10 protein-coding genes and 1 tRNA gene are annotated in these 11,633 nt (G+C 42.4%); 5 read left to right on the top strand and 6 right to left on the bottom strand.

Annotated features, from left to right (window positions below):
• Positions 1 to 199 precede the first annotated feature (199 nt).
• From OGM63_RS09270 to OGM63_RS09255, 4 genes are all read right to left on the bottom strand, one after another.
• Positions 200 to 2,470, bottom strand: coding sequence for a transglycosylase domain-containing protein (locus OGM63_RS09270; protein ID WP_263745226.1), 2,271 nt, complete (start codon positions 2,468 to 2,470; stop codon positions 200 to 202).
• Positions 2,471 to 3,106: 636 nt separating this feature from the next.
• Positions 3,107 to 3,808, bottom strand: a complete 702-nt coding sequence (locus OGM63_RS09265; RefSeq protein WP_263745225.1) for a hypothetical protein — start codon at positions 3,806 to 3,808, stop codon at positions 3,107 to 3,109.
• A 407-nt stretch (positions 3,809 to 4,215) separates the two neighbouring features.
• Complete coding sequence (gene lspA / locus OGM63_RS09260; protein WP_263745224.1) at positions 4,216 to 4,740, bottom strand: signal peptidase II; 525 nt, start codon at positions 4,738 to 4,740, stop codon at positions 4,216 to 4,218.
• An 81-nt stretch (positions 4,741 to 4,821) separates the two neighbouring features.
• The gene (locus tag OGM63_RS09255) at positions 4,822 to 5,412 is read right to left on the bottom strand and encodes a biotin transporter BioY (RefSeq protein ID WP_263745223.1); all 591 of its coding nucleotides are present in this window, start codon (positions 5,410 to 5,412) and stop codon (positions 4,822 to 4,824) included.
• Between the two features lie 365 nt (positions 5,413 to 5,777).
• Between OGM63_RS09255 and OGM63_RS09250 the strand changes: the two genes are divergently transcribed.
• From OGM63_RS09250 to pstB, 5 genes are all read left to right on the top strand, one after another.
• On the top strand, positions 5,778 to 6,377 hold the full coding sequence (locus tag OGM63_RS09250; RefSeq protein ID WP_318528434.1) for an acyltransferase family protein: 600 nt from the start codon (positions 5,778 to 5,780) through the stop codon (positions 6,375 to 6,377).
• Between the two features lie 345 nt (positions 6,378 to 6,722).
• Entirely contained in the window at positions 6,723 to 7,910 is a 1,188-nt protein-coding gene (gene pstS, locus OGM63_RS09245) for a phosphate ABC transporter substrate-binding protein PstS (RefSeq protein WP_263745222.1), read from the top strand.
• A gap of 122 nt (positions 7,911 to 8,032) precedes the next feature.
• Positions 8,033 to 8,983 (top strand): phosphate ABC transporter permease subunit PstC, encoded by a 951-nt coding sequence (gene pstC / locus OGM63_RS09240; RefSeq protein WP_263745221.1) that lies wholly within the window; start codon positions 8,033 to 8,035, stop codon positions 8,981 to 8,983.
• Between the two features lie 17 nt (positions 8,984 to 9,000).
• Complete coding sequence (gene pstA, locus OGM63_RS09235) at positions 9,001 to 9,906, top strand: phosphate ABC transporter permease PstA (RefSeq protein ID WP_263745220.1); 906 nt, start codon at positions 9,001 to 9,003, stop codon at positions 9,904 to 9,906.
• A gap of 158 nt (positions 9,907 to 10,064) precedes the next feature.
• Positions 10,065 to 10,871: a phosphate ABC transporter ATP-binding protein PstB gene (gene pstB, locus OGM63_RS09230; RefSeq protein WP_263745219.1), complete on the top strand. Its 807-nt coding sequence runs from the start codon at positions 10,065 to 10,067 to the stop codon at positions 10,869 to 10,871.
• 149 nt (positions 10,872 to 11,020) lie between these two features.
• On the opposite strand, the gene OGM63_RS09225 is transcribed toward pstB, so the two are convergent.
• Both OGM63_RS09225 and OGM63_RS09220 read right to left on the bottom strand, forming a co-directional pair.
• A tRNA-Gly gene (locus OGM63_RS09225) sits at positions 11,021 to 11,091 on the bottom strand.
• 60 nt (positions 11,092 to 11,151) lie between these two features.
• Positions 11,152 to 11,633: hypothetical protein (locus OGM63_RS09220; protein WP_263745218.1), on the bottom strand; the 482-nt coding region annotated here is incomplete at its 5' end.

Below are 11,633 nucleotides of genomic sequence, written 5' to 3'. Positions count from 1 at the left end.
CCCCGCCTCCATTACCAGGTACTATTTCGGCCCAACGAGAACATCAAAGTACCACGTGGGCGGGGATTTCGTAAGTGGGGGGGGGGGGAACAAGGGGAAAAGGGGGAACAAGGGGGATAAGGGGGAATTTCTTCCCCCTTATCCCCTGCTCCCCCTGCTCCCCCTGCTCCCTACTCCCCACTCCCTACTCCCCACTCCCCTACTTTGTAATTCGTCCCATATAATTTCCCCAGAGTTGAGCTGCTTGAGCGCTGCTGCCAGATGTGGGAGAATTATTGTCATTTCCGAGCCAAATACCAGTTACGAGTCGCTTACTAGGAATAAAGCCAATAAACCATAGGTCAACGTTGTCATTTGTTGTGCCTGTTTTACCAGCTTCACCTAATCCAATAGCCGCGCTGCGTCCAGTACCTCTGGAAATGACGCCGCGTAGCAAATTGGTCATGGTATCGGCTATTTCCGGTTTGAGTACGCGCTTGTTTGCTTCTGGACCTTGGTCAAAAGAGTAGATGACGCGGCAAGTTTTTAAGTCATTGCGATCGCGACAATCACTGCTATCTAAAATCCGGCTAATTGCGTGGGGACGATTCCAAACGCCACGATTACCAATGGCTCCAAAAGCACCAGTCATCTCCGTGACATTAACTACACTTTGACCCAGCACCAAACCCGGAACCGGATCTAGGGAAGACCTTATACCCAAACGCTGTGCCATTGCGACAACTTTATTCAAGCCGATTTCTTTGGCAACTCGTAAAGCGATGGGGTTTTCGGAAAGCGCAAGACCGGTAGCAATATCATAACTACCACCAGCACCACTGCGACAAGGTTTGTAGGTAAAGCCTTGCCAACGCAAAGAATCACACGAATAACTTCTTTCGGAGGAAATTCCTTGCTCTATGGCAGCAGTGTAAGTAAAAAGTTTAAAAGTAGAACCGGGTTGTCTTTTTGCCTGGATAGCGCGATTAAACTGACTTTTTTTGTAATCAATTCCCCCTACCATTGCCAGTATTGCACCAGTGCTGGAATCAAGAGTCACCACTGCACCTTGGGAATAACGAAAACTTGAACCACTGTTGTTGACTGAATTTCGCAATGCTGCTTCGGCTTCCTTTTGAATTGCTGGGTCTAGTTGAGTTTCAATAATAAAGTTGCCTTCTGTAGCTAACTCTTCACCCAAAATCGATTTTAGTTCTTGAAAGACATAACTGTAGAAATAGGGTGCAATTGTTTTCGCTTGCTGTTCGCAAACTTTGGGGCTAACTTCGATCGGCGATCGCCTAGCGCGGTTATACTCATCTTGTTTGATTTTCCCCATCTCCAGCAACCGCTTCAGCACGCGATTGCGATATTCAATTGCTTCTAATTTATGCTTACTTTCTCCACAAAAATCAAAGCCATTGGGAGCGGGTAAAATTCCTACCAACGTCGCTGCTTCTGCCAAAGTTAATTCTTTTGCCGACTTATCAAAGTAAAATCGAGCCGCATCCTCAAAGCCGGAGGTATCCACCCCCAAAAATACCCGATTTAAATAAGTCAGTAAAATTTCATCTTTACTGTAGAATGTTTCCAACTTCAAAGCAACTACAGCCTCTCGCAATTTTCGCCCAAAGGAGTCTTGGCTGCCGACATAATCGCGAAACAAACTTCTGGCAACCTGCTGAGTTACAGTACTAGCACCTTGCTGCACATCTCCACTGCGGCTATTAATTAATACTGCCCGCAAAATTCCGTATGGGTCAACTCCGAAGTGCCAATTATAACGGCTATCTTCTGAGGCGACAACAGCAGCGGGTAAATAAGGACCAAAGTCTTCTAATCGCTTTTTGTCGATGTGAGCTGTAGAGCGGGGTTCCCGTAATGGTTTTTGTCCATCACGAGCATAAACGATTACCGGAGCGCGGGTGGCTGTGGGTAAAGGTCTAACCGAGAATTTTAGCGATTCTACGCCAATTCCCAAGGCGAATAAGGCTGTGGCTCCACCGACACCGCAAGCGCTCCATGTGGCAGCTTTTACATACCAAGGTGGTGGATCGACGTATTGCAGCCGCACGGAAGCGGCTAGTTCTGGTGGTCCGAGGGTGAAGGTGTCACCGTGTCGTAGTTCTAGGGAAGTGACGCGACGTTTGCCGCGATAAATGCCATTAGTTGAGTTTTCATCTTTGATGATAAAAACGGGAGTTCGTTGAGTAGAATCGCGGGAGAGTGACAGATGAATTTGGCTGACAACTGGGTTGCGGATGACGATATCGCAGGATTTGGAACTGCGACCTAATACGTAGCGATCGCCTAATAATGGATATACCTCCGCCTTGTCCGCCCCCGAATCTTGCACCAATAATTCTGGTACTCTGGCATTAGGTCGCAGCGCGAGTTTGGAAAAATCAACTCTCGCTTGAATTGTTTGTACTGCTTGAGTCACCTGACCAAGCAAAGTTTTTGGCTTTTGAGGAGGGTGGGGGGAACTCATTGGCTATATCACACCACAGTTAGTTAGTCAATAAAAAATTGCTCATCGCGCACAGCCGATGCTGGTATTTCACCATTTTACTCATAAGCCAAAGTAGAATTTGGCTGTACGGAATTATTGGATTTTTATCTGATACCAACATCATAAATAGCGTTCGTATTGAGCTTGTTAAGCTTATGACATTTTTCCCTAGGCAATAATTCTTGTCCAAATTCTCTAATCCCTATTTCGTCAACTTTATTTGGTTTCCGAACAAAATATAGTTATTTTAAGTTGTATTGATAATAACTACTGATACTAGTAATATTTGTGTCAATTTTATTGCTTTAGCATCTATAGATATCTGAAATTCAAAATATACATCTTCATTTAGGAAGATTTTATAAATTATATTGTTTGATTTAATGGGCGCAGTGTTCCGTTGAGGTTAAATAACATGAAGGGAAAATATCTGACCCTAATAGGTACAGCCTTTACCCTAGCTGTTACCAGCAATGTTGCTGTTGCCCAATCATCCAAATTCCCAGAAACAAAGCAACTAATAAGCGAATCTACAAGCACCTCTCCAACGGAGATCAAGCTGAATGCCGATGCTGTGGAAATTTTGTGTAAAAATTTCCCACTGAATTCTCGTTGTCAAAAAGACACCGCTGAAGCCACTCCAAAGACTCCAGCCAGCCAAACCGCACCAGATACTACTAAAACTCCGGAAACGGATACTCCAGGAAGCATGACGAGTCCAGGTAGCACTACAGCTCCTGATTCGACCAGCCCAACCAAAATCACTCCAGTTCCAGGCAGCACGATAACTCCGGATTCAACCACCCCAGATAGTACGACATCTCCGGAAAACAGTACTCCAGGTAGCACTACATCTCCTGATTCGACCAGCCCAACCAAAATCACTCCAGTTCCAGGCAGCACGATAACTCCGGATTCAACCACCCCAGATAGTACGACATCTCCGGAAAACAGTACTCCAGGTAGCACTACCACTCCAGATTCGAGCAGCCCAACTAAAATCACTCCAGTTCCAGGCAGCACGACAACTCCGGATTCAACTACCCCAGATAGTACGACATCTCCGGAAAACAGTACTCCAGGTAGCACTACATCTCCTGATTCGAGCAGCCCAACTAAAATCACTCCAGTTCCAGGCAGCACGACAACTCCGGATTCAACTACCCCAGATAGTACGACATCTCCGGAAAACAGTACTCCAGGTAGCACTACCACTCCAGATTCGAGCAGCCCAACTAAAATCACTCCAGTTCCAGGCAGCACGATAACTCCGGATTCAACCACCCCAGATAGTACGACATCTCCGGATTCAACCACTCCTGGGAGCACAATCCAGCCAAGCACCAGTTCTCCAAGTACACTTCCAAATTCCGGTTCGGAAAAACTTCCTACTGGTGGTTCACAAATGTTAGCTCCACGCTAATTCAAACATAATCGCATTGTTGCCACCACGGAATAGTCGGTTCGTCTGAGTGCCGATTACAGCACCCTATCAAGATCGAATACACGTAGAGACGTAGCACAGAATAGTCTCTACAACGAGAGGGGTAAGGAGTGAAATCTGCTGTATCAACTTCTTTAGGTGGCATTTAAAGATTGCGTTGATTAGAGTTAGAACGAAAAACGTCAGAAAATAAAATTAAGCCTGCTTATTCTTGGGATTCTCCAAAAAAGTAAGCAGGTTTTAGTAATATGAGGACTGAAGTCCTCACTACGGGGGAATGTTAAGGCGATCGCTTACTTGAACCTGGTGTTTTTTGAAACGAGGAAATCAGTAGGCAAACAATGCCGATACTAATAAATGAATCTGCCACATTAAATACAGGAAAGTTGATCAATCGAAAATCGAGAAAATCAACTACGTAACTTAAAATAAAGCGATCGATGCCGTTGCCCATCGCTCCGCCTAAAATCAAACCATAGCCTAGTTGATCCCAAAAATTTAAGGCTGGACCAAAGCAAGCCACCCCGATCAAAACTAAACTTACGGCAAATGATAAAAAGCGCAATAAATCTATATGTCCACTAAGTATACTCCAAGCTGCACCATCGTTTTTGACGTAAGTCAAATGAAATATCCCCTGGATGAGTGGCAAAGTAGGTCTGTATATTATATTTCCTGTTTTTGATTCGATTATAGTTTCCAACTGCCAAGATTTTGCGGCTGACACCACTTGGTTTTTCGTCAGTTGGTCTAACACAACAATTACAAAGGCAGCAATCCAAAAGAGATGATTTTTTAAACGCATGGCAAGTTAGTCAAGTGTCAAAAGTCAAGTGTCATTAGTCCTGCCGTCACGAGCTTTTGACAAACAACAAATTACATTGAACTAATAAAACATTAGGTGTCGTAATACATACGCTATTACAGTGACGACGCAGACTACAGCTAGTTGACCTGGTAGAGCAAACCAGGAGTATGTGAGGATTGCTTCCATCATTAATGGCAGGGTTTCTGTACCTTTCCAATGAAAGACATAGCTGATAATTAAATAACTAATACCGCAAACGTGGACAATTAACAAGCCACAAAAACAGCTAAACGCTAAAGTTTCTAGTTTAGGTCTAGCTTTAAAAGCTAACAAGCCACAAATCCAAGCTCCCGGAATAAAGCCCAACAAATAGCCAAACTGAGATAGCTTAACATAACCGATGCCGCCACCATCAGCAAAAACTGGTAACAAAGTCAACCCCATAACTAAATAGGCAATTTGCGATAGCGCACCAGCATTTTTCCCTCCTAAACAACCTACCAGCAGCACTGCACCGACTTGATATTTAACACCTAAAGAAAAAGTTTCAATTCCATGTTGACTCCAACTCCAAGGTAAAGTGATACCATAAGCCTCTAGGAAGGTGCCACCTATTGTCAGGAGTAAGCCAATCATCGACCATAGTAATTGATTGGAAGCAGCAAACATTTACACGGCAATAGGGATGCAAAAAGCTGGATGAGTATTAATACTTGGAATGAAGAATAATTTATTAAGTTATTTAGCAATTAGCGCTTTTGGCTTGCGATAGTTAAAAAGCAAACAAGGGCGATCGCCGTTCTTCAAATAAATATTTTAGATTATATCATATAAAGCCATCAATTTTTCGCTTCTCGGTAGTGCGATCGCTCTCAACCAAAAACGCTAATTTGGCACGTTAAAGCTGTAATTTTTTCAAGACTTGCCTTTTGGCTAAATTAAATCAAATATTGTTTTGTTGCTAATACATAACCATTGCTACCTAATTTGGCATTTACCCTGTCATTTAATTGCCTTGAACACGGCAAACTCAAATTAGTCATAGTTTTGCAATAAATCCGTCAATCTATGGATTATTTGAATCAGCTAGTCCTTGGTTTATTGGCTTATTCGCTTTGGGAATGGTTGCTGCGGATATTGGATTTTCTCAAAAACCTAAATTAATTGCCATCAAAAATTCGTTTCCTTGGATTTTACTAATTATTGTATTCTCTCTTCTTGCAGTCTTAACTGAATGGAAAAAACTCGGATTAGACCTATGGATTTCTGATGGTTTTTGTGGTTTGGTGACTGCTTGTCTGCTTATTTACTGCACCAAATCAATAATAGAAGATAAAAAGTCACCCATGATTTTACAATTATTTGAGCATCCTTTAATAATTGCATTAGGCTCATTTTCTTATAGCCTTTATCTCACTCATGGAGTAGTAGTAACGCTATTAGGTCACTTTCTCCTCAGTCGGCAACTAAGTCAAGTCAATTTTACAGTAATATTTTATCTGATAGCAGTGCCAATGTCGTTAGCGATCGCGTATTTGTTTTATTTAGTATTTGAGCGACCATTTATGTCAAGTTTTCGCAACAACACTTTAGCCAGTCGGACTTCAGAAAAAAATATATACACTTCCAAATAGTTAAAATTTGCAATTTATAGTCAAGATATCAAAAAATTTATGATATCCATTAACTAACCCAAGTTGCTGATTTTAAATTGTCACGGATGACCATAACATTAAAACCCATACTAGAGAGGTGACGACGGAACGTCTCTACTTAGAATATTAAAATTTTCCCTTGACTATTTAGTCAATTTTTATACTTCCTTTTCTTGATAGAGACACATATATCACTAAATGGGATAATTTAATTTTTTATTTTCCAATAGATAACCTAAGTATTTTTTACTTTGTTAACCTTCTGTTTACCCTAAAGCGGTATCTTAGAAACGCCTACCTAAAAATTTACATAAAATCGACAAGATGCTATCACGACTAAATTTAATCAAAAATAATCGATTAATAGGCTCAATCTCAGTGTTAGCACTGACAATGAGCCTAGCAGCTTGCGGTGGACAGCAAACCGCAGAAAATCCAAATGCGAAAGAATCACCTTCTGGTACTGCTACTGAGACTACTGCTTCCAGCCCTGGTAAATTGGATTTGGGTGGAAACGTAACCTTAACAGGTGCCGGTGCATCTTTCCCCGCACCGCTCTACCTAACTTGGTTCGATGCCTTAAACAAAAAATACCCAACCCTGAAAGTCAACTATCAATCAGTTGGTAGCGGTGCTGGTGTTGAGCAATTTACCAAAGGTACTGTAGACTTTGGTGCCAGCGATGTGGCCATGAAGGATGAAGAAATCAAGAAAATACCCGCAGAGCAAGGTGTACTATTGCTGCCAATGACTGCTGGTAGCATTGTTTTAGCTTACAATCTGTCTGATGTTCCAGAACTGAAGTTACCACGGGCAGTTTACACAGATATTTTACTCGGCAAAATTAAGTCTTGGGACGATCCGAAAATTGCTGCTGCAAATCCTGGTGCAAAACTTCCCAAACAGCCAATCACAGTTATATATCGTTCTGATGGTAGCGGTACTACAGGTGTGTTTACAAAACACCTCAGTGCTATCAGCCCAGAATGGAAAACTAAAGTTGGGGATGGTAAAAGTGTAAAATGGCCCGTGGGAGTTGGTGCAAAGGGTAATGAAGGGGTTACAGCGCAAGTCACACAAACTCAAGGCTCAATTGGTTACGTTGAGTACGGCTATGCTAAACAAAATGGACTCAAGTTTGCGGCATTAGAAAACAAGGCTGGCAAAATAGTTGTAGCTGACGATCAGTCCGCAGCAAAAACCTTGGAAACAGTAACTTTACCAGCAGACTTGCGTGCTTTTATTACCGATCCAGAAGGTGCAGATTCTTATCCTATCGTTACCTACACTTGGATTTTGGCTCACACAAAATATGCTGATGCAGCAAAAGCCAAAGCGGTAGAAGCAATGATTGAGTATGGCTTGACTGAAGGTCAGAAACAAGCTAAAGAACTAGGATATGTTCCTCTACCTGCAACGGTGGTTACTAAAGTAGCAGCAGCAGCCGATGTGATCAGCCCAGATTATAAAATAGCTGTTGAAGGTGCTAATAATAACAGCGCTAGCAAGTAACGAAAAGTGAAGAGTCCAAAGTCAACAGTTTTTGCACTATTGACTATTGACTACTAACCATTGACCAACTAAAAAGGTTCGCTCCCGCAACGATCGCAACTATTTAATTTGCTTGGGTTCCCATGACTACACAACCCCAGAATATTCCATCAGGACTTAGACAACGATCGCAAACAGAAAAGTCACTAGATATTGGCTTTGTTTGGCTGACTCGCATTTTTGCTTTTGCGATCGCATTTACTTTATTATGGATAGCATTCCAAGTATTCGTGGGAGCTATCCCAGCAATCCAAAAATTTGGTCTGAGTTTCTTAGGTAAAAGCGCTTGGAACCCAGTCAATGATGATTATGGCGTCCTACCTCAAGTTTACGGAACTCTCATGAGTTCGTTTATCGGTTTGTTGATAGCTGTACCCATCGGTGTTGGGACTGCTGTGATCCTGAGTGAAAATTTTCTCCCACCCAAAGTCAAGCTGGTACTAGTTTTCTTAGTAGAACTGCTAGCAGCAATTCCCAGCGTTGTCTATGGTATCTGGGGTATTTTCGTCTTGGTTCCCCCCTTAACCAGCTTCGGAAAATGGCTGAATGCTTCTTTTGGCTTTTTGCCAATTTTTAGCACTGCACCAACCGGTCCAAATTTGCTGATCGCAGGATTTATCCTAGCTATCATGACTTTGCCAATTATTACCGCAATTTCCCGTGATGCTTTGATTTCTGTACCTCCTAGCTTGCGTCAAGCAGCTATCGGGTTGGGAGCAACTCGTTGGGAAACAATTTTGAAAGTTCTCATCCCAGCAGCTTTTTCTGGCATTGTCGGTGCTGTGATGCTTGCACTTGGTCGAGCGATGGGCGAAACTATGGCTGTCACCATGTTGATTGGTAATTCCAACAACATTAGTACCTCGCTATTTGCCCCCTCAAATACGATTTCTTCTCTACTGGCAAACCAATTCGCTGAAGCTGGTGGTTTGCAAGTTGCATCTTTAATGTACGCTGCCTTAGTTTTATTTGTGTTGACGCTGATTGTTAACATCATGGCAGAGTTAGTCGTTCTCCGAGTCAAGCGGCTGTAGATAATTGGTATTAAATCATGGCTTCTAATATTTCCGGCAATTCTCAACCTGGATACAGTAGCGGTAGCTTGACTCGTGCTCCTTCGTCTCCCCGGACGATGTTCAATACAATTATGACCGTTGTCGCCTTTATTTGTGCGGCTATGGCGGTTATACCATTGGTAGCTGTACTCGGTTACGTTATTTTTCAAGGCTTTAGTAGTCTGAATCTCAGCATATTTACTGAACTACCACCACCACCTCTCAGAAAGGGTGGAGGCTTCGGGAATGCCATTTTGGGAACAATTTTAATGGTAGGAATTGCCGCAGCAATTAGCATCCCCTTGGGAGTGATGGCAGCAATTTATTTGACAGAGTTTAGCTCTGGAAAAACAGCACGGATAATACGTTTTGCGACTAACGTCCTCAGTGGAGTTCCCTCGATTATTGCGGGGGTATTTGCTTATGGGATTTTGGTTCTGACATTCAATAAGTTGGGGTTAGGTTCCTATTCCGCTTTAGCTGGAGGCGCAGCTCTGTCCATTTTGATGTTACCGATTATTCTGCGAACTACAGACGAAGCTTTACAATTAGTATCACAAGATTTGCGACAAGCAGCTGTAGGTATTGGTGCAACTAAGTTTCAAACAGTATCGCAGGTAGTTTTGCCAGCAGCTTTACCCGCAATTGTAACCGGATCGACGCTAGCGATCGCTCGCGCATCTGGAGAAACAGCACCACTACTTTTCACCGCTTTATTTTCTCCGTTCTGGCCCGATGGCTTATTCAAACCCACAGCTTCCCTTGCTGTTTTGGTTTACAATTATGCTATCTCCCCATTTAAAAATTGGCAGTCACTAGCTTGGGCAGCTTCTTTAATATTAGTGCTGTTGGTTTTATTAACCAGCATCATCACTCGTTGGGCTACTCGTGAGAAAGTTTAGTCAGTTGCGCGAATTGATATCATTCAGAATTTGCCAAAATAACTGCTTTATTAACATCCTTCTTTGGGAAGATTTTGATATAGCAATGGAAATATTTGACCCTTGATGATGATGGGTGCTTACAACCCTATTTTACAAAACTTAAATCTTGCTTCTTTATGACTACTAACATCGATACCGTAAAAGACACGGACACAGTATTGCGGACAGAGGGTGTCAACGTTTATTATGGCGATTTCCTAGCCGTCAAAGATATTTGGCTAGATATCCCCAAAAACAAAGCAACAGCCTTTATAGGTCCCTCTGGCTGTGGTAAAAGTACATTGTTGCGGTGCTATAATCGGCTGAACGATTTAATTGACAGCTTCCGCGCAGAAGGTAAGATTTTTTACTGCGGGAAGAATTTATACGGCTCAGACATCGATCCGGTAGAAGTGCGTCGTCGGATTGGAATGGTGTTTCAAAGACCAAACCCATTTCCCAAATCAATTTATGACAATATCACTTTTGGCGCAAAAATTAACGGCTACAAAGGTGATATGGATGAATTGGTAGAAACCAGCCTGAGAAAAGCAGCTTTGTGGGATGAAGTTAAAGATAAACTCAAGCAAAGTGGCTTATCTTTGTCGGGTGGACAACAGCAACGCTTGTGTATTGCACGAGCGATCGCTGTACAGCCAGATGTTATCCTCATGGATGAACCTTGCTCCGCACTTGACCCGCTTTCCACCCTGAGAGTTGAAGAACTGATTAACGAACTCAAAGAGCAATATAGCATCGTCATCGTCACCCACAACATGCAACAAGCAACACGAGTGTCAGATATGACAGCATTTTTCAACGTTGAACCCACAGAAAAAGGTGCTCGTATGGGCTATTTAGTCGAGTTCGACAAAACAGAGTTAATTTTTAATGACCCCAAGCAGAAAGCAACCCAAGAGTACATTAGCGGTCGTTTCGGTTAAAAGTCGCACAATCATAAATATAATGCTGCGTCTGTAATAAATGCATCATTATACGTCGATTAATTCAACACGTTGTAGAGACGTAGCATTGCTACGTCTCTACGATTGATACCACAGCAGAAACAACGTCTAATTTGTTGTATGTACCAAGCGGGCGGCGGGAATCGAACCCGCATTATTAGCTTGGAAGGCTAAAGTTTTACCACTAAACTACGCCCGCGAATTTCCAACTCTAATAAGATAACACAATTATGATAAGAGTTCAAGCAATTAATCAAAGTTAACCACGCTGTATTTTGATCCGGACAAAACAATTCACCAATTCTGGTACTGGAGTACCATTTGGGTAGCGAGCGGGCTGAAATTTTTCACCTCGGAAAATAGAGTTAGCCAATTGCTGATATTTGTTTCTTTGGGCTGGTGCGATCGCAGGATCTTCAACTACAGCCTCTACAAAATTACCAGTTTTATTATCAATCACCAAGGTAGCTAAAAACTCTTTATCTGGGAGATCTAAATTAGGCTTGATAGAAAGCGAGTCAATTTGTTTTTGGTTAATACCTATATGTTTCGGTAAAATCGAACCTTTGGGTAAAGTATCTCGGATCAAAATCCTCTGTTCGTCTAGAGTTAGTTCATCTGGAGTTAAAAAACGCGAAATAGCGATCAATCCTCCTCCTGTTGGAGGTTGAGGAGTTTTCTTACTAGGAGGAATTGGTGAATCTTCCCCAATTGGTTGACGTGGAGTTCTCCGACTTGGAG

It is taken from the genome of Plectonema radiosum NIES-515 (genome assembly GCF_025753815.1).
Lineage (GTDB): Bacteria > Cyanobacteriota > Cyanobacteriia > Cyanobacteriales > Nostocaceae > Hassallia > Hassallia radiosum_A.
The sequence above is the reverse complement of the archived record's forward strand: the minus strand, read 5'-3'. Positions and strand labels throughout refer to the sequence as shown.